Source organism: Geobacter benzoatilyticus (genome assembly GCF_017338855.1).
Classification (GTDB): domain Bacteria; phylum Desulfobacterota; class Desulfuromonadia; order Geobacterales; family Geobacteraceae; genus Geobacter; species Geobacter benzoatilyticus.
In genome coordinates this window covers 1,056,171-1,073,698 of the sequence record NZ_CP071382.1, presented here as the reverse complement: position 1 = coordinate 1,073,698, position 17,528 = coordinate 1,056,171, and the positions used below count along the sequence as shown (strand labels likewise).

18 protein-coding genes are annotated in these 17,528 nt (G+C 59.5%); 5 read left to right on the top strand and 13 right to left on the bottom strand.

Translation table 11 applies throughout. The annotated features are described in order from the left end of the window. Position 1 precedes the first annotated feature (1 nt). The 5 genes from JZM60_RS05120 (at position 2) to JZM60_RS05100 (ending at position 5,235) form a co-directional block, all read left to right on the top strand. On the top strand, positions 2 to 1,252 hold the full coding sequence (locus JZM60_RS05120) for a two-component system sensor histidine kinase NtrB (protein WP_207164440.1): 1,251 nt from the start codon (positions 2 to 4) through the stop codon (positions 1,250 to 1,252). After that, the gene (locus tag JZM60_RS05115) at positions 1,249 to 2,598 is read left to right on the top strand and encodes a sigma-54-dependent transcriptional regulator (protein WP_207164439.1); all 1,350 of its coding nucleotides are present in this window, start codon (positions 1,249 to 1,251) and stop codon (positions 2,596 to 2,598) included. The genes JZM60_RS05120 and JZM60_RS05115 overlap by 4 nt, the downstream gene beginning before the upstream one ends. Positions 2,599 to 2,865: 267 nt before the next feature. Beyond that, a complete protein-coding gene (locus JZM60_RS05110; protein WP_207164438.1) occupies positions 2,866 to 3,372 on the top strand; it encodes a MamS/MamX family magnetosome protein in 507 nt (168 codons plus the stop codon). Between the two features lie 38 nt (positions 3,373 to 3,410). Beyond that, positions 3,411 to 4,292, top strand: coding sequence for a transporter (locus JZM60_RS05105; RefSeq protein WP_207164437.1), 882 nt, complete (start codon positions 3,411 to 3,413; stop codon positions 4,290 to 4,292). 46 nt (positions 4,293 to 4,338) lie between these two features. After that, a complete protein-coding gene (locus JZM60_RS05100; protein ID WP_241426374.1) occupies positions 4,339 to 5,235 on the top strand; it encodes a hypothetical protein in 897 nt (298 codons plus the stop codon). A gap of 104 nt (positions 5,236 to 5,339) precedes the next feature. On the opposite strand, the gene JZM60_RS05095 is transcribed toward JZM60_RS05100, so the two are convergent. From JZM60_RS05095 to JZM60_RS05035, 13 genes are all read right to left on the bottom strand, one after another. Continuing rightward, on the bottom strand, positions 5,340 to 6,740 hold the full coding sequence (locus tag JZM60_RS05095; protein ID WP_207164436.1) for an NADH-quinone oxidoreductase subunit N: 1,401 nt from the start codon (positions 6,738 to 6,740) through the stop codon (positions 5,340 to 5,342). 44 nt (positions 6,741 to 6,784) lie between these two features. Next, positions 6,785 to 7,162 (bottom strand): GxxExxY protein, encoded by a 378-nt coding sequence (locus tag JZM60_RS05090; protein WP_241426373.1) that lies wholly within the window; start codon positions 7,160 to 7,162, stop codon positions 6,785 to 6,787. Positions 7,163 to 7,199: 37 nt separating this feature from the next. Beyond that, on the bottom strand, positions 7,200 to 8,693 hold the full coding sequence (locus JZM60_RS05085) for a complex I subunit 4 family protein (protein WP_207165483.1): 1,494 nt from the start codon (positions 8,691 to 8,693) through the stop codon (positions 7,200 to 7,202). Between the two features lie 48 nt (positions 8,694 to 8,741). Continuing rightward, positions 8,742 to 8,912: a hypothetical protein gene (locus JZM60_RS05080; protein ID WP_207164435.1), complete on the bottom strand. Its 171-nt coding sequence runs from the start codon at positions 8,910 to 8,912 to the stop codon at positions 8,742 to 8,744. Between the two features lie 131 nt (positions 8,913 to 9,043). Beyond that, complete coding sequence (locus JZM60_RS05075; RefSeq protein WP_207164434.1) at positions 9,044 to 9,529, bottom strand: VOC family protein; 486 nt, start codon at positions 9,527 to 9,529, stop codon at positions 9,044 to 9,046. Between the two features lie 154 nt (positions 9,530 to 9,683). Further along, complete coding sequence (locus JZM60_RS05070) at positions 9,684 to 11,186, bottom strand: RNA-binding domain-containing protein (RefSeq protein ID WP_207164433.1); 1,503 nt, start codon at positions 11,184 to 11,186, stop codon at positions 9,684 to 9,686. A 106-nt stretch (positions 11,187 to 11,292) separates the two neighbouring features. Then, the gene (locus JZM60_RS05065) at positions 11,293 to 12,012 is read right to left on the bottom strand and encodes a hypothetical protein (RefSeq protein ID WP_207164432.1); all 720 of its coding nucleotides are present in this window, start codon (positions 12,010 to 12,012) and stop codon (positions 11,293 to 11,295) included. A 20-nt stretch (positions 12,013 to 12,032) separates the two neighbouring features. After that, positions 12,033 to 12,734: a macro domain-containing protein gene (locus JZM60_RS05060; RefSeq protein WP_207164431.1), complete on the bottom strand. Its 702-nt coding sequence runs from the start codon at positions 12,732 to 12,734 to the stop codon at positions 12,033 to 12,035. A gap of 8 nt (positions 12,735 to 12,742) precedes the next feature. Then, positions 12,743 to 13,339, bottom strand: a complete 597-nt coding sequence (locus JZM60_RS05055) for a DUF4433 domain-containing protein (RefSeq protein ID WP_207164430.1) — start codon at positions 13,337 to 13,339, stop codon at positions 12,743 to 12,745. Between the two features lie 112 nt (positions 13,340 to 13,451). Next, positions 13,452 to 14,744: an ATP-binding protein gene (locus tag JZM60_RS05050; protein WP_207164429.1), complete on the bottom strand. Its 1,293-nt coding sequence runs from the start codon at positions 14,742 to 14,744 to the stop codon at positions 13,452 to 13,454. A gap of 75 nt (positions 14,745 to 14,819) precedes the next feature. Continuing rightward, entirely contained in the window at positions 14,820 to 16,697 is a 1,878-nt protein-coding gene (nuoL, locus tag JZM60_RS05045; RefSeq protein ID WP_207164428.1) for an NADH-quinone oxidoreductase subunit L, read from the bottom strand. Then, complete coding sequence (gene nuoK / locus JZM60_RS05040) at positions 16,694 to 17,002, bottom strand: NADH-quinone oxidoreductase subunit NuoK (protein ID WP_207164427.1); 309 nt, start codon at positions 17,000 to 17,002, stop codon at positions 16,694 to 16,696. The genes nuoL and nuoK overlap by 4 nt, the downstream gene beginning before the upstream one ends. Then, a complete protein-coding gene (locus tag JZM60_RS05035; RefSeq protein WP_207164426.1) occupies positions 16,999 to 17,490 on the bottom strand; it encodes an NADH-quinone oxidoreductase subunit J family protein in 492 nt (163 codons plus the stop codon). The genes nuoK and JZM60_RS05035 overlap by 4 nt, the downstream gene beginning before the upstream one ends. Between the last annotated feature and the right edge of the window lie 38 nt (positions 17,491 to 17,528).

Below are 17,528 nucleotides of genomic sequence, written 5' to 3'. Positions count from 1 at the left end.
CATGATACGTAAGCTTCTCGTTTTCTTCGGGGTCGGGCTCTCCCTTCTTCTTGCGTGGTTCGCCGTTGACAATTACCGCACCGCGGGGTTGGTGGCAGAGGAAAACCTGAGCGGTACCGCCCTCTCCATAGCCGCCGCAGTGGAGACGCTGGTGGAGCGCGACCCCTCCCTCAAAACTCTTGCCGGATTTCATCCGCCTGATGTTGCGTCCCTGTCGCTCGTGGACCGGTCGGGCAGGTACCGCTTTCATTCCAATTCCGATCTAATCGGAGTCCGTTCCACGGAAAAGGTACCGCCGGACATGGGCCGGAGCATGGGGCCAATCGCACGGCGCGTAACGCTCCGTACCGGCGAGACGGTCTTCGAGTACGTCACCCCGTTCCCTCTCCGCGATGAATATGTCCAGCTTCGGCTGAAGCTGCACACCTATCGTGCCGATGCCGTTGTGCGGCGGGCACGCCTCACCCTGGCGGTGCTCCTCTCGCTGCTCGGTGCCGCATGGCTGCTGGTCGGGGTCATTCACCGCTTTGCGCGCCGCGAGGAGCAGCACCGTCTGGAACTCACCCGGCGCGAGGGGCTCGCGCGGCTGGGAGAGATGGGGGCAATGCTTGCCCATGAGATTCGCAACCATCTGGCTGGAATCAAGGGTTTTGCCCAGTTGATCGAGAGAAAACCCGTCAGCGAGCGCAATGGGGAGCATGCCGGCCGGATCGTGGCCGAGGTCCGGAGCCTGGAAGAGTTGGTCAATGACCTTCTTGCCTTTGCCCGGAGCGACGCCATCGACGTCAAGCCGGTGCAGGTCAGGGATCTCTTCTCCCGCCTCCTTTCCCTCATAAGCCCCGATGCCGAGGCCCGGGGGGTCGTCATGACCTCTTCATGCCCACGGGATTTGACGGTTGCCGGCAGCAGCGACCATCTTTTCCGGCTGTTCCTGAACCTCTGCCAGAATGCCCTGCTGGCCATGCCCGATGGGGGAAGCCTCCATCTGGCGGCGGAGTTGGAGAAGGGGACGGTCAGCATGCGCGTCATCGACACCGGCGAGGGGATGCCGCCGGAGGTGCAGGAGCGCATTTTCGAGCCGTTTTTCACCACCCGCGCCCGGGGGACGGGGTTGGGGCTCGCCCTCTGCGAAAAGATTGCCCGGCAGCACGGGGGGGAGTTGAGAGTCGTCAGCACCCCCGGAAAAGGGTCGGTTTTCACGGTCACGATGCGGGTGGCCGGCGTGGACGATAAACAGAAGGAGGAGCCATGAAAGGGCGTATTCTGGTTGTTGAGGACGACTCCACCTTCAGGATATTTCTCGAAACCATCCTGACCGATGACGGCTATGAGGTGGTGACCGCCGCCGATGGCGGACAGGGGTTCGACCGCCTGCGCCGCGAGAGCTTCGACCTGGTGGTTTCGGATATGAGGCTCCCCGTCAAAAGCGGCCTTGAGCTTTTCCGCGAGACCCGCGCCGACGCCAACCCTCCGCGCTTCATCTTCCTGACCGCGTTCGGGACGGTGGAAGAAGCGGTTGCCGCCATGAAGGAGGGTGCGGTGGATTTTCTCACCAAGCCCCTCCATGATCCCGAGACCCTTCTCGTCCTGGTTCAGCGGGCAATCGGAGAGCTGGGAAATTCCAGGGAGTACCAGGCCCTCAAGGCAGCCGCGGCCGCGGGGCTCCCCCCCGAGGAGCTCATCTTCGCGGGGCGCGCCATGGGGGGGGTGCGCGACCTGGTCCGGAGCGTCGCCCCCACCGCCGCCACGGTGCTCATCTCCGGCGAGAGCGGCACCGGCAAAGAGCTGGTGGCCCGCACCATCCACCTCCTGAGCCCGCGGGGCAAGGGGGCATTCGTGGCCCTGAACTGCGCCGCCATACCGGAGACACTTCTGGAGAGCGAGTTCTTCGGCCATGAGCGGGGAGCGTTCACCGGCGCCGTCCAGGCCCGCCCCGGCAAATTCGAGCTGGCCGCCGGAGGCACCATTTTTCTCGACGAGATCGGAGAGCTGCCGATGCCGCTCCAGGCGAAACTCCTGCGCGTGTTGCAGGAGCGGGCCTTCGAACGCGTGGGGGGGCGGAAGGAGATAAAGGTGGATGTGCGGGTCATAGCCGCCACGAACCGCGATCTCCAGGGGGAAGTGGCGGAACGCCGCTTCCGCGAGGATCTCTTCTACCGGCTCAACGTGTTTCCCGTGACGCTGCCGCCCCTGCGTGACCGGGCAGACGCGCTCCCCCTGCTGACGGACTACTTCCTGCGGCGCTTCAGCCGCGAGATCGGCAAGCGTCTGGCGGGCATGGATGCCGCCGCCATGGAGCTGCTCCGGGCATACCCCTGGCCGGGGAACGTCCGTGAACTGCAAAACGTCATCGAGCGGGCCGTGATTCTGGCCCGGGAGCGCGTCACGCGGAGCGACCTCCCCGAGGGGGTGTTGAGCGCCTCTGCCCACAAAGGGCAGGATGGGCGGGGGCTCCTCCGGGAGGCGGAGCGGGAGATCATCATCAAGGCGCTGCGAAAGCATTCCGGCAACCGCCGCCTCACCGCCGCCGAGCTGGGAGTTTCGCGCCGGACGCTGCAGTACAAGCTGAAGGAGTTCGATCTTCTCTCTGAGAAGTGAGCCTCAAGTGAAAGTATGTGTGCAATGGTTTTCCCTTCAGGTGCAATGAATTGCACAATTTTGGGGCGGAACGCTTCTTGTTGTGGGTGGTAACACTAAAGATACAACGGTCTTGCGCATTTTTTGTATTGTGGCATGACTCATGAAGATAAAACCGGTAAACGGCAGTTGGCTACGGGCTGTGAAATTGTTCCCAAGGACGGTTGAATAATTTTTGATGGTGTTTCCATGATGCTACGGCGTTTTTTCACATTTTTCGTATTGGGGATGCTTTGGCAGTGCCTGCCGGCTGACACGAGCTTTGCCGGTTTCGGTTTCGGCTTTGGCGGGAACGATTCGGATAAGAGCGGCCTGGACTTTATCCGTGGTTATGATCCGGAAACGGTAACTATGGTGACGGGCCGGGTGGTGGGCACGCCCCATGGCGGAGAAAGCAATGGCACTTTCATCGACGTGCAGGCCGGCGGCGAGCTGGTGATGCTCCAGGTGGGACCCGCGTCGTACTGGGAGAAAAACGGGATTCCGGTCCGGCTCAATGACGAGGTTTCAGCCAAGGGGTCCAAGGCCCAGGGGAAAGACGGGAAGTCCTATCTCATCACCCGCGAGCTGACTAACAAGACGGCCGGTGCCAGTGCAGAAGTAAGGGGCGATCGGGGTGAACCCCTCTGGGGATCGAGGAGCGTGGGGGGAGTCCGTTCCGAGCGCTCCGGGGGGGGCATGGGGGGGCGCAGCGGCGGCATGCGTTTCCGTGGCGGGATGATGATGCGGCATTGATACGGTTCGGCCCGGCGGTCGAATTTCAAGGAGATGTGATGCTGAAAAAGTTGCCTGGCGTCGGAAAATTCGTGGTGTGTGCCACCCTGGCATCGGCCCTGTTGCAGCCGGGGGAAGGTGGAGCCGCCGAAACGGGGTTCTCCGTGGGACTCGGGGCGGAATATGCCAGCGGCACGTACCGTACCGGTACCCGGACCGAATCGGTCTATGCCCCGCTCACCATTGCCGTCTATCCCACCGAACGGCTCGATTTTTCGGTGGAAATACCCTACGTCTACCAGAGCAGCGGCACCGTCACCAGCGGGGTCTTCGGCCGGGTCGGATCGGGGGGGACGATGGCCATGGCGGGTGCATCCGCCTCAGCGGCCGCCATGCGCGGCCCCCAGGGGGGGGCCAGCCCGACTTCGGCAGTGCCAGAATCATCGGCCGACAAATCCCAAAGCGGCCTTGGGGACATCATTGCCAAGGCCGGCTATATCATCGTAACCGAAGGGGAGCGGCTGCCGGAAATCCGTCCGACAGTCTTCGTGAAGTTCCCCACCGGCGATCGGGACAAGGCCCTCGGCACCGGAGAATATGACGCCGGGGCATCCATCGAGGCGACCAAGTGGTTCGGAGACTGGGTCGTCTGGGGCGAGGGGGGGTACGTCTACCAGGGGAAATCGGAACTGCTCGCCCTCAAGGATTATGCGGTCTACAACGGGGCCCTCGGCTACCAGTTGACCAACCGGCTCCGCCCCATGGTGATCATCAAGGGGGCCACCGCTCCGGCGGAGGGGGCCACTTCCCTGCTCGAAGCGCGCGCACGCTTGAAGTGGCAATTGACGGACAGCGTTGGGCTTGACGGATATCTAGGCAAGGGGATCACCGATTCGAGCCCCGATTACAGTGCCGGTTTGTCGGCATATTACGATTACTAGGAGCCTGTCGGACTTAGGTAGCAGGGAAACCAGTAGAGGAGGAAACATGCAGTTAGCAATTGGCAGCAAGGGACAAAAGGCAGTAAAAATTCTGGCGGCAGGGGCACTGGCTGCGGCTGTGGGTATCATCGCCGCCTGCGGCGACGGGGGCTCGTCGTCCAGCGACACCGCAACCGTATCTGGGACCGTGGCCGACGGTTACCTCCGGAACGCCGAGGTGTTCCTGGACATGAACGGTAACTACCAGTGGGATGAGGGAGAGCCGAAGGCCATGTCGGGTGCCGGCGGGCACTACTCTTTCCAGGTATCTTCAGGGGATGCTGGGCAGTATCCGGTGGTCTGCCGGGTGATAGCCGGGACGACCGTGGATGAGGATAATCTGAACACGCCCGTGACCGGCAGCTACGTCATGTCGGCCCCGGCCGGGACCACGGCGTTCATCAGCCCCATGTCTACGCTTTTGCGTGAAAAGCTTGAGGCCGATCCCACCATGACCATGGAGCAGGCCATGACCCAGCTCCGCAACCAGCTCAACCTGGCCGCCGGCCCCAACATGCTCGCCGACTACATTGCCGGCACGGATGCCGCTTACGACACCATCCACGAGGTGGCTCAGCAGATGGCAACCCTCATGGCCCAGCAGAGTTCTCTGGTCATGAATGGAACAACCGGCGCTGTTTACCGGGAGCGTTACCGCGCCATGATGGGGCAGCTCAACCTGGAGATGCCGTACATCACCGATAATGTCGTTTCGGCCCCGACTGACGTTGTCCGGCCCATGGATACCATCCGGCAGGAAATGATGACCTACCTGGGCCAGGTTTCCACAACGGGTACGTTCACCAACTACACCGCCATGTTCCGCAACATGACCTCCCAGCAGCATTTCTGGAATTACTCCGGCAGCAGGATGCGCCCCGGCAGCATGATGGGGTGGAGGTAGCCCCGCTAAACCAGCCGGTTCTTCAAACATCTCCTGTGATTTGGGAGGGCATTTGCCAATGCTCTCCCTTTTTTTATCCTGCGTACGGATTTTTAGATTGATTCCTATCTGGCAAGGATGGTTTCGACCAGGTCGAAGAGGGGACCGGGGAAGACGCCCAGGGCCAGGATGGCAAGGGTGACGACGCCGAGGCAGAGCGCCTCCGCCGGGGTGGGAAGGGTGCCGGGGCTCTTTTCTTCGGCAGGTTTCATGTAGAGGTTCACCACCACCCGCAGGTAATAGTAAGCCGAGGCCGCCGCCGTGAGGATGCCGATGACCGCCAGGGGGATTTCTCCCGCCTTGAGAGCCGCGAAAAAGATGGCGAATTTCCCGGCGAATCCCACCGTGGGGGGAATCCCCGCCAGGGCGAACATGGCTACCGCCAGCACCACACCCTGGAAGGGGCGCCGGTAGCCGAGCCCCCGCAGTTCATCCACCAGCTCCAACGGCTTTTCGTCCTCCAGGGAGGCCAGGGCGCCGAAGGCCGCCAGTACCATGGCGCCGTAGGCCACGGCGTAGAAGGCCGCCGCCTCGTACCCCCGCTCCCCCGACAGGAGCGCCAGGGCCACGTATCCCATCTGGGCCACGGAGGAGTAGGCGAGCATCCGCTTCACGTTGGGCTGGAGGAGTGCCGCCAGGTTTCCCACGGTCATGGAGAGGAATGCCAGCCCCCATAGGGGGGGGCGGAGGGGGCCGATTCCCCCGAGATGGGGGAGGATGAGAAGAAAGAGCGCAATGGCCGCTCCCTTGGAACCCGAGGCCAGAAACGCCACCACCGGCGTCGGTCCCCCCTGGTAGACGTCCGGGGTCCAGAGGTGGGCCGGTGCCAGGGAGACCTTGAAGGCGAGTCCCGCCAGCAGGAGTCCCCACCCGGCCAGGGCGATTCCTCCTCCGGCGGCGGAGGAGGCCACGGCCCGCCCGATCTCCAGCGTTCCCGTGGCCCCGTAGAGGAGGGCGATGCCGAAGGCCACGAAGGCTGCTGACACGGCTCCCATGAGGAGATATTTGAGCCCCGCCTCCCCGGACGCTGGACGGTTATGGTCATAGGCCACCAGGATGTAGAAGGCGAAGGTGAGGGCCTCAAGCCCAAGAAAAAGGGTCAGGAAGTTGGCTGCGCCGGCCACCACCCCCATGCCGAAGGTGCCGAAGAGGACCGTGGCCGGGTACTCCTCCCCCCCAAGCCCCTGGCGCACCGCATGGTCGTGGGCCAGGAGCAGGGAGAGGCCCGCCGTCGCCGCGAAAAAGACCAGGAAGAAGCGGGCAAAGGGGGTGAACGCCACCCCCAGGGTCGGCGCCATGGGCTGCGGAGGCGTTTGCAGCGCCCAGAGGGCCGCCCCGGCGCAGACCGCAACACCGATGGCGGTACCGTAGCGCCCCGGCACGATTGCCCCGAAGAGCAGCACAAGGACGCTCCCGCAGGCGAGGATCAGGAGGGGCATTATTGTCCAGAGGTCGGCTATCGACATAGATTCTTTCTAAAAGCAGCTAACCACAGAGGACACGGAGGGCCTCAGAGGACAACCCTCTTTATCCCGTCTCTGAGGTGCATGACGTTGAAATTGATGAGAAGGCCAAGTTTTTTACCGCTTAGTTTCATATAGGAAAGCAATTGAGCCTGATGCACGGGCGAAACTTTTTCCACCGCTTTCAACTCAACAATCACCTTGTTTTCGACCAACAGGTCCAGCCGATAACCCAGTTCGATTGTCACTCCATCGTAATTCACTGGCAGGGCTACCTGAGATATTACCTTAACATCACGTTTTTTCAGTTCATGAACAAGACACGCTTCGTATGCACTTTCCAGAAGTCCCGGCCCAAGGGCTGAATGGACCTTCATGGCCGCCCCGATAATCTCACCGGAAATATCATCATATCCAAGATTCACCCTCTGTGTTCCTCCGTGTCCTCTGTGGTTAATGCTTTCAAGGTAGTGAAGTTCCCGTCAAAAGAGCCACCGGCACTTTGAGGATATCCAGGAGCGGCTTCGGGTGGACCCCAATGTACAGGTCGATTACCGCCAGCGTCGCCAGGATCGCCCCTTCCCGCAGGGTCACGTCGGTTAGTTCCAGGGGCTGCCGCTCCGTCTGGAACAGCACCTGCTGCACCAGCCGCACGGTGTAGATGAGCGGCAGGATGATGCCGAGGAAAGCAATGGCCCCGGCAGCCGGCGTGGTCCGGAAAACCCCCACCAGGATCAGGAACTCCCCCACGAAGTTGTTGAGCCCAGGCAGTCCCGCCGAGGCCATGGCGAAGAAGAGGAAGAAGAAGGAGAGGACCGGCACCTTCCCCCAGAGGCCGCCGAAGGCCGCCACCTCCCGTGTGTCGGTCCTCTCGTCCAGCATCCCCACCAGGGCGAAGAGGGCGGCGGTGGTGAAGCCGTGGTTCATCATCTGGAGGATGGAGCCCGACAGGGCTACCGGGCTCCAGGAGGCGATTCCCAGTGCCACGAATCCCATGTGCCCCACGCTGGAGTAGGCCACCATCCGCTTCATGTCCTCCTGGGCATAGGCGATCCACGAGGCGTAGAGGATGCCGGTAATGGCCAGCACGTAGAGGAGCGGCGTGAATCCCTTCGCCGCCTCCGGGAAGAGGGGGTAGCCGAAGCGGACCAGGCCGTAGGCCCCGGTCTTCAGCAGGAGCGCCGCCAGGATCACACTTCCCGCCGTGGGTGCGTCGGTGTGGGCGTCCGGGAGCCAGGTGTGGAGCGGGAAGAGTGGAAACTTTATGGCGAAGGCCAGGAGAAACGCCCCGAAGAGCCAGGGTGCCGCGCCATGGACCATGGGTGTCTGTGCCAGGATGGGGAGGGCGAAGGTGTAAGTGCCGGTGGCGTTCCCGTGGATGAGGTAGACCCCCATGATTGCCAGCAGCATCAGGAGCGACCCGACCAGGGTGTAGAGGAAAAACTTAACCGCCGAGTAGATGCGCCGTCCGTGCCCCCAGATGCCGATCAGGAAGAACATGGGGATCAGCATCACCTCCCAGAAAAGGTAGAAGAGGACGAGATCCAGGGAGAGGAAGACCCCCATGATACCGCTCTCCATGAGGAGGATGAGGAAGTAGTGGAGCGTGGTCCGCTCGGTTACGGCGCGCCACGACACCGCCATGGCCACCACCGACGTGAAGGCCGTGAGCGTCACCATAAGGAGGCTGATCCCGTCCATCCCCAGGAGGTAGCGGATGCCGAACCGCCCGATCCACGGGGCATCCTCCCAGAGGAAGTACCCCGCCGGGGCTCCCGCCGCCGTGGTTAGCCCCGACGCGGCGAACAGCAGCCATCCCGCCAGGGCCAGCTCCGCCACGGCAAACCCCAAGGCGATGGGGCGGGCCGACTTCCGGCAGTTCCAGACCGGCGCCAGGCAGAGGCATCCCGCCAGGGGGAGGAGGATGAGGATTGTGAGGATCGGGTAGGTGGTCACCATTGCGTACCCATTTTCTGCATCAAGGTTTGCGGTTGCTCGTCATCGTCACAACTCGTGCCGGAAACGGATCAGGAGATAGAAACAGGCGCAGCCGGCCGCACCCATGAGTATATCGCGAAACCAGGGAATCGGCTTGTCGAGCATGGAATAGATGAGCGGATCGAGCAGGGCGCTCGTCAGAAGGCCGACGGCGCCCCAGGAAAGAAGCTTTTTCATGGTTTATCCATTTGACGTAAAATCACCATCTATCCTCGCATATCAGCGGCTATAGGGGCGCACCGGCGCGTCACGGTCAATAACCGCGGATACTCCCCCGTTCCGGCATGCATACGTGGAAGATTGCAGCTTCAACCGCGGTGCGCCGCCTCGATGACAGCGATGTCGATCTTTTTCATCTTCAACATCGCATCGAAAGCACGCTTGGCGGCGGCGATGTCAGGATCGGTTATCGCTTTGGTCAAAGCAATGGGAGTAATCTGCCAGGACACGCCCCACTTGTCCTTGCACCAGCCGCATTCAACTTCTTCGCCGCCGTTGCCGACGATGGCGTTCCAGTAACGATCCGTTTCAGCCTGGTCAACGGTTGCAACCTGAAAAGAGAATGCCCAGTTGTGCTTGACCTCGGGTCCGCCATTGAGCCCGATGCAGGGAATTCCCATCACGGTAAACTCCACCGTCAACACATCCCCTTTCTTTCCGGACGGAAAGTTTCCCGGTGCGAGATGCACCGCGTCAACGGATGAATCGGGAAATGTCTCGGCATAAAATCGCGCCGCTTCCTCGGCATCGCCATCGTACCAAAGGCAAATGGTATTCTTCGCTGGCTTAGTCATGTCACCCTCCTGGTCTGTGGACTTGTTACTGCTTCGCAAATTCGGGTTTTATCTACCGGACACGCAGTAATTTAGGTTCAAAAAACAGCCTGGTCCCTTCAGTCGCTCCAGACCAAGAGGATCAGGATTGTGAGGATCGGGTAGGTGATAGACATCATGCGAGCCGATAATAACCTTTCTTCGGTGCCCCGACGAATTCGATCATGCCTTGCTTCTTGAGTTCGCTGATGTCGCGCTTGGCGGTCTTTTCCACTACACTCCAGTGTTCGCACAAATCAACGGCCTTGACATGCCTGCCGGCGGCGAGCTCGTCAAGGAACCACTGTTGCCTTGCATTTACAGGGACATTTACAGGGACATTTACAGGGACATTTACAGGGACATTTACAGACTCTTCAGCCCCTGTACTACGAAACTCCGGATGCACCTGCAAAATGGCCAGGAAAAACGTCCGGTCGTCATCGGTCTCGAAGACCGGTTCGGGAGAACCGTTTATCTGCATTGCCTTCTTGATCTTCGGAATGCCGGTTGCTTTTCCCTCGGTCAGGTCCAGTTCCTTGAGAAACTCACCGATTCGCCGGTTACGGTAGCGCCGGGATACGATGTTCCCCTTCTCGATGTCCTCTTTCCGCACCGACCGATCCGGCCCCGGAAAGCTGAGGATTTCGATCCGCTCTGGATGAATCCGCACCTCCACCGGTTCCCGCAGCTCGTAACTGCGGTGGTAAACGGCGTTCACCAGAACTTCTTCGAGCGCTTCGTAGGGATAATTGAAAAACCGCTGTGCCTCGGCCTGCCCAGGCACTTTGCGGACCCGCTCGACAATGAAGGTGTTCTTGATGAAACTCAGGGCATTTCGGAGTTGCTGATGGAGCGGCCCTTCGAAGTACTTTTCCGTCAGAATGTCGTCGGCGGGCGAGGTCCTGAAATGGACGAGCTCGATACGGGCATAGGGAAAGAACTGGCCCGGACCATCGTTAAAGAAGAGAAGCCCCGCATTACGCGGCTTCAGATACTCCGGTGGCCCGTCAACGATACGCATCTGTTTGCACAAGCGCGCGAAGGGGAGTTGCGTGGACTGCTCAAACAGGTCGCTGCCGATCTCCTGAAGAAACGAACGGATGAGACCGAGATTCAGATCATTCAGCTCGGCCCGGTGATTGATCCGGTCGTCAAAGGGGACGTTCGCCGCCAGTTCCATCAGCTCCCGCTCGTCATCGGGGCGCGCTTTGACCGTGCTGGCAAAGCGGCGGATGTAATAAGCGCAGGGAGCGTGCTTCGCCAGGGAGACAGGTGCTTGATACGGCCGGTTCTGCCCGCCGGGCGTCCAGATGATAAAAAGCTGCTTTCCCTGGAAGGTAATCGGCTCGGCCACGGGGAAAAAGGCGGGCTTCAGTCGATTGCAGAGGTTGAGGAGTTCCTTCTGGATTCTGTCGATGGCGTCCGGGTTGATGCCGACCGGCGGCAGTACCGGCCTGCCGTTTTCCTCGCGGACCCCTATGATGATGTAGCCGCCGCCCCAGTTATTGAGATCGTTGGCAAAGGCGCAGAGGGTATGGATCACCTCTTCCGGGTTCCACCCTTCCTTGAACTCGATCCGCTCGCATTCTACGGTGCGGCAGGTTATTAAGTCGTTTATGTTGATGGGGAGGGGCATGGTCAGTTTTTCTCTTTCCTTGGTCGGTGCGGGTCAACGGGGTCGAGGCGCACCGGCGTAGCGTTAGCGAAGACCGTGTGCCGCCGCGTGGTTAGGCATTCTTCTGTTAATAAGCTTGAGCCCACTTCATTGCTTCTGATTTTTCCGCAATCAGGTATTTATTGAACCACTCCCATTTGGCCTTTGCTTTTTCAGGGAGTTGGCTAGAAATTCTCCGCGTCACTAATTGCTGATATTCGTCGAAGGTTTTTTCAATAACACCTCGCCTAGTATTTCCTGGTATGTAATAATCGTGTAAGCCGTTAACCATCACAATATTATCTTCATTTATGATGCACATTCTTGAGCCGTAACCCTTCCACCGTGCTTTTGCGGATTCTGACAATACGATACAAGGATGACCCCCTATCTTTTCTAATTCATATGCCTCTTGGTACGCTGGTCCTACAATATTTGATTTATTGTGCCAGACTTTGCCAGTTGAAATGCCGCCTCGCAGCAAATATCCTGCCTTCAAAAAATGATGTGTGAGTTGAATGCAGCGCATGACGACAATATTTAATCCATTGTAGCTCTTCATGGCGTCATCCTTAAGTGGAGCACTCAATATTATAGAGTCTGATATGTATGTGTGCTCTGGGATCAGATGAACCGGAACAGTATTACTTACACCTTGATCCAGATATGGGACAACGGATGAGAGTAGGTTCACCAGTTCTTGTAGTTCGTCAAAAGTAGTTGGGTTTAATGCAGCGGATGTAACTAATGTAGAAAATCCAAGCACATCTAAAAAAGCAACAGCCCTCTCTTCAAATTCAATTTTCATAACATACCCCCATCAAATTATTACAATTCTAGTGACTGCTGCACTAGGCGTCTTGATGATTGCATCTGTTCACGGGCGAAAGCAAAGAGCTTTTGTAAAGTGCCTTCACCAATCCCTTTAACTCTTGCAAGGCAATTCAGTTGGCGTATTGACGGATTATTCAATGCATCTAGGACGTGCTCCACATAATTTGCTCTTAAACCTGTCGCGTTTTTTATTTCTGCTATTGTCATGCTCGAAATGGTTGTCTTGAACCTATCGAAGAGGTCGTCAGGTGCCATTGGATCGTAAAGGTAGATTTCCACCGGAATCGAGCATTTCCTCAGATACGACTCCATGATTTCCTGCGAACGTTCTTTGTCAATTCCTCCGTGCTGCGCACCCAATAGAGGAAAGGCAATGGTTTCAATGCCTTTTTCTTCGTAAGTCACCAAGAATTTTTGCAGTCCTTTATGCAAATATTCTTCACGACTCGGATCTTTCCAATGTTTTTTCGTTGGGAAATTTAGTATCCATCTCTCTGGACTTTTGTAGAGCCAAAGCGCACCAATGTTAATCATTTGTTGATTGCATAGTGAAACGTATTTTTCATACATCTCGGGATAACGTAGTTTACATTCCAAAGCTATACCTGCACCCATAACACCAACGCAATTTACCGTATTGACGATAGTTTGGCATTTTGTTGTGAATATATTCCCTTCATAAACTGAAATACCCATGAATGACCTCAAAAGAAGATTGTCGGTGAAATTTTCCGTGGAAGACCAAAGCTGCGGACTTGTGATGATGCTCTGTCGTTTATGAAATGCATCCGCATAATATACTCTGCCGAAATCGATGGAAAGATAAGAAACTCCGCGCATCTCTTTCTTTTTCCGTCAGTGAAATCATTCCAAAACTTGCTTTTCAAGACATCCCACGGCAATAGGTGTAACTGATCAAGGTTGCAAAAGAATTGAGTGTCATGAGCTGCTGCGTTGCCGTCGGTAAACAGATATTCGTTTTCTTCAAGTATGGAAACACTCACTTCAAGGATGCAGATTTTTTCTTGCATCTCTTTCCTTACATACAGCATTGGATTCCGAGGATTTAAGTACAGTGGCACATAAGCATGAATCGGCCGGTTATAACGAGGATCAAGTTTGTCACGCAAGCATTGAACTGAAGGATCGGAGATGTCGGAAGCGATTAATTGCCGGTGATGTGCTTCGTGGTTACTTAAAATGCCATGAGTAAATATACCTTCGAGGTTCGATATGTGAGTCATGTGGAACAGAGCAAATATTCCACTTTTCTGAATTTTATAAAACCATTCATCTCCCATTTTAGTCCTTGCCTAACTCATAATTGACCGGTTCACGCGCATGTGCGCGTGAACCGGTAATCTACCCCAGAGGAGTACTTCTCCAGCTTGCCCCAGCCGGCATTCATTCTTACTACCTCACAAGCAGCCACCACCAGACCGGCATCACCTCGATGGTTTTGCCGTCTGTCTTAACCGTGTCGAACTCCTCGCGGGTGAGAATCAGCCCCCGGTCGAGCCCGAATTCATTCATCGCCTCCAGGGCACCGGCCAGCTCGCGCTTTTTCGTGGCCTCATCGGCGAGGGAGTGGCAGACCTGGATGGCGGAGGTGACGGCGCCCCGATCCAGCACCACAAAATCGCACTCCTTTTTCCCCTTCCAGTAGTAGCACTCGTGCCCCCGGCGCTTCAGTTCCGCGTGGACCTGGTTTTCCAGGAGTTTTCCCCAGTCGTCCGAAAACCTGAAGGAGGCGGCTTCGATGAACCCGTTGTCCACGCAGTAGACCTTGCGCGGATAGGTGAGCTGCCTCTTGACGGAAAAGGAGAAATGCTTCAGGGCAAAAAAGAGGTAGACGTCCTCCAGAAAGCCCAGGTATTCCTCCAGGGTAGTCGGGTTTATGGAAAGCGCCGGTGCAAGGCCCTTGGCGCTGAACAGCCCGGTGGTGTTGCTGATCAGCCAGTGGGCGGCCGATTCGTATCGGGCGGTCTGGCGTACCGGATGCCGCCGCAGCACATCCCGGGTGAGGATGGCGTTGTAGTATTCCTTCAGGAGGAGCCTCTTGACCTTCGAGTCCGGTTCGGTGACCACCTCGGGGAAACCCCCATAGATGAGGTATTCCCCGAACAGGTGCATGAGCCGCGTTTTCTCCTTCAGGAGCAGGTGCGGTTCCGGCGAGGAAGGACCGCCGCGGAGGGCGACAAACTCCCGGAACGAGAAGGGATAGACCTCGCAGAAAAGGGTGCGGCCGGTGAGGAGGGTGGCGTTCTCACCCTTCAGGAGCGACGAGTTGGAGCCGCTGATGACCAGCTTCACGTCCCGCGGGCCGTCGTAAAGCTTGCGGAGGTCCCGCTGCCAGCCGTCCGCTTCCTGGATTTCGTCGAGGAAGAGGTAGACCTTCCCTTCGGGATTCATCAGCTCCAGATATTTTTCGTAGAGGGCGAAGACGCCGAGGTCCCGGAACGCCGGGTCCTCCAGGTTGAGATGGAGGATGTTTCCAGCTGGGGTCCCCTTGTCCAGGAGCGATTTCGCCAGCAGGTGTAGGATGGTGGTCTTGCCGCTCCTCCTGACGCCGCTGATGGTGAGGATCTCCTTCCTTTCGAGAAGGGTTCTCAGGTGCGGCACCGCCTCGCGCTCAACGGCCCGCAGCCATTGTCCCTCGCCGCTCCACCACGGGTTCCAGTAGACGAGCGATTCGTTAAGGTTCATTGTAGTGCTCCATTTTTAATTATATGGCGCACTATACTATTCCATTTTTCATTGTCAAGGTTCGTCATTTCATCCCTAAACCAGCCACCCCCACGCCAGCCAACCCAGAATCAGCGCCAGCCCCGCCGCGAAGCTGAGGAGGTAGACCGAGACCCGTCCGCAGCTCCAGCGGCCCAGCCCCTGGCCCGTCCTGCCGAGGCCGTCGGCCAGGCGGTCGAGGGAGTCGTCGATGACCCCTTCGTCAACCCGGCGCCAGAGGAAGCCGGCCAGGGCCTCGTAGGGGCGGATGAAGATGAGCCGATAGAGGGCATCCGCGTACCAGCCGTTCAGGAGGAAGGCGGTGATCCCTTTGGGTTCCGCGGCGGCAGCCTCGATCCGCGCCCCGCGCCGCACCCCCCCGTAGCGGAGGTGGGCGGCTATGAGCCCGGTGATGGCCACAAGGGCGGCGATTGCCTCCACGGCCATTTCCTCGCCGTGGGAGAGGTGGGCGGCCCCTTCGGTGAGGGCCGTGGCCAGGAAGCGGCCGAGCCAGCCGTCGGCCAGGAATGCCGGCAGATGGATGAAGCCCCCCAGGAGCCCCAGGATCGCCAGGGGGAGGAGCATGGTGTCCATGATGCGGGGGGTATGGTGGACCTCTTTCACCCCCTCGCCGCCGAAGACGAGATAGACCATCCGGAATGTGTAGAAGGAGGTGAGGAGCGCCGCCGCGAGGCCGACACCGAAGAGCCCGCCGTAGAGGAGTCCCCCCTTGGCCCAGACCGCGGCCAGGATGGCGTCCTTGCTGAAGAAGCCGCCGGTGGGGGGGAGCCCCGCCAGGCAGGCGGCCCCGGCCAGGAAGGCCCAGAAGGTGACCGGCATCCGCCGGCGCAGGCCACCCATCCGGAAGATGTCCTGCTCGTGGTGGAGGGCGGCGATGACGCAGCCGGCCCCCAGGAAGAGGAGCGCCTTGAAGAAGGCGTGCTCCAGGAGATGGAACGTGGCGGCGGTGACGGCCCCGGCCCCGACCCCGAGCATCATGTAGCCGATCTGGCTGATGGTGGAGTAGGCCAGCACCCGCTTGAAATCCCGCTGCACCAGGGCGCACGAGGCGCCGTAGAAGGCGGTGGCGGCGCCGGTCACGGCCACGGCGGCCATGACCACGGCGGAGGCGCTGAACAGGGGCGACATCCGGGCCATGAGGTAGACCCCGGCGGTGACCATGGTGGCGGCGTGGATCAGGGCCGAGACCGGAGTGGGGCCGGCCATGGCGTCGGGTAGCCAGACCATGAGGGGGACCTGGGCCGATTTCCCCATGGCCCCGGCCAGAAACAGGAGCCCCAGGGCGGTGATGACCCCCACGGGGACCACGGCTCCCATCTGGTTGATCTGGGTGATGGATGCAGTCTGGAAGAGTTGGAAGCACCAGACGATGCCGATGCCGAAGGCGGTGTCGCCGATGCGGGTGGTGATGAACGCCTTGCGGCCGGCGGTGGCGTTCTTGGGATCGTCATACCAGAAGCCGATGAGGGCGTAGGAGCAGAAGCCGACTCCCTCCCAACCCAGGTACAGCAGCGGCAGGTTTTCCGCCAGCACCAGCACCAGCATGGCGAAAACGAAGAGGTTCAGGAGGGCGAAGAACCGGGCCGGGCTCCCTTCCTCCGCCATGTATCCCACGGCGTAGAGGTGGATGAGTCCGCAGACGAAGGTGATCATCACCGTCATCACCAGGGAGAGGGGATCGAGATAGAGGGCGATGGGGGCGGAGAAGTCGAAATCCTCCAGCCAGGTGGCCAGCTCCACCGTCACCGGGGCCTTGTAGGCGACAAAGGCCAGGGCCGCACAGACGAAGGCCCCCCAGACCGCGGCGCAGGCCAGCACCTCGCACGCCCGGCGCGGCAGCTTGCGTCCCGCCAGGGCGTTGACGGTGCCTCCCAGAAGCGGCAGCAGGAGTATGAGAGAGAGGTAGAGCTTCATCCTTTCAACTCCCGGAACTCATCCGCATCCACCGTTTTCTTGCGCCGGTGGAGGTAGACCACCATGGCAAGGGCCAGGGCCACCTCGGCGGAGGTCATGGCCATGATGATGAGGGAGAAGACCTGGCCGTCGGCCATCCCCCAACGGGCCGCTCCCCCCACGAAGGCGAGCATGGCGGCGTTGAGCATGATCTCGATGCCGATGAGGAGCATGATGAGGTTCATGCGCCAGACCAGGACGCAGACGAGCCCCAGGGCAAAGAGGATGCCGGCGAGTATCAGGATATGCTCGAAGGGTACGATCACCGCTCCCTCCTTTTGGCCAGGTAGAGTGCCCCCACCAGGGCGAAGAGAAGCTGCATGGAGACCACCTCCACCGCTACGCCGTATTTCCCGAAGAGGGCCAGGGCGAACTCCTTGACGCCGACGGCCTTCCCCGTTGCCGTCACCGCCGGGGCGCGGGAGGCGACGAGGGTAAGCCCCGCCGCCACGGTCACGATGCCGAGCACGAGGGCCGGCCACCAGTCGCGGCCGCCGGGAAGCCGGGCCCGCTCCGGATGCCCCAGATCGAGCATCATGATCACGAAAAGGAAGAGGACCATGATGGCGCCGGCGTAGATGATCACCTCGAACACCGCCACCACCGGCGCGCCCAGCAGGAAGAAGATCACCGCCAGGGCGAAGAACGAGGTGACGAGGTAGACGATGGCGTGCACCGCGTGCTTTTCGGTGATGGCCAGAGCCGTGGCGATGATGGTAACGGCGGCCAGTATGTAGAAGAGAGCCTGTTCCATAATAGACTAAAAGCGTAAACCACAGAGGACTCAGAGGG

Bases quoted from the DNA above. Each gene is read 5' to 3' on its own strand.
- JZM60_RS05120 (WP_207164440.1), top strand. From the start codon at position 2: ATGATACGTAAGCTTCTCGTTTTCTTCGGGGTCGGGCTCTCCCTTCTT.
- JZM60_RS05115 (WP_207164439.1), top strand. From the start codon at position 1,249: ATGAAAGGGCGTATTCTGGTTGTTGAGGACGACTCCACCTTCAGGATA.
- JZM60_RS05110 (WP_207164438.1), top strand. From the start codon at position 2,866: ATGCTTTGGCAGTGCCTGCCGGCTGACACGAGCTTTGCCGGTTTCGGT.
- JZM60_RS05105 (WP_207164437.1), top strand. From the start codon at position 3,411: ATGCTGAAAAAGTTGCCTGGCGTCGGAAAATTCGTGGTGTGTGCCACC.
- JZM60_RS05100 (WP_241426374.1), top strand. From the start codon at position 4,339: ATGCAGTTAGCAATTGGCAGCAAGGGACAAAAGGCAGTAAAAATTCTG.
- JZM60_RS05095 (WP_207164436.1), bottom strand. From the start codon at position 6,740: ATGTCGATAGCCGACCTCTGGACAATAATGCCCCTCCTGATCCTCGCC.
- JZM60_RS05080 (WP_207164435.1), bottom strand. From the start codon at position 8,912: ATGAAAAAGCTTCTTTCCTGGGGCGCCGTCGGCCTTCTGACGAGCGCC.
- JZM60_RS05075 (WP_207164434.1), bottom strand. From the start codon at position 9,529: ATGACTAAGCCAGCGAAGAATACCATTTGCCTTTGGTACGATGGCGAT.
- JZM60_RS05070 (WP_207164433.1), bottom strand. From the start codon at position 11,186: ATGCCCCTCCCCATCAACATAAACGACTTAATAACCTGCCGCACCGTA.
- JZM60_RS05065 (WP_207164432.1), bottom strand. From the start codon at position 12,012: ATGAAAATTGAATTTGAAGAGAGGGCTGTTGCTTTTTTAGATGTGCTT.
- JZM60_RS05060 (WP_207164431.1), bottom strand. From the start codon at position 12,734: ATGGGTATTTCAGTTTATGAAGGGAATATATTCACAACAAAATGCCAA.
- JZM60_RS05055 (WP_207164430.1), bottom strand. From the start codon at position 13,339: ATGGGAGATGAATGGTTTTATAAAATTCAGAAAAGTGGAATATTTGCT.
- JZM60_RS05050 (WP_207164429.1), bottom strand. From the start codon at position 14,744: ATGAACCTTAACGAATCGCTCGTCTACTGGAACCCGTGGTGGAGCGGC.
- nuoL (WP_207164428.1), bottom strand. From the start codon at position 16,697: ATGAAGCTCTACCTCTCTCTCATACTCCTGCTGCCGCTTCTGGGAGGC.
- JZM60_RS05035 (WP_207164426.1), bottom strand. From the start codon at position 17,490: ATGGAACAGGCTCTCTTCTACATACTGGCCGCCGTTACCATCATCGCC.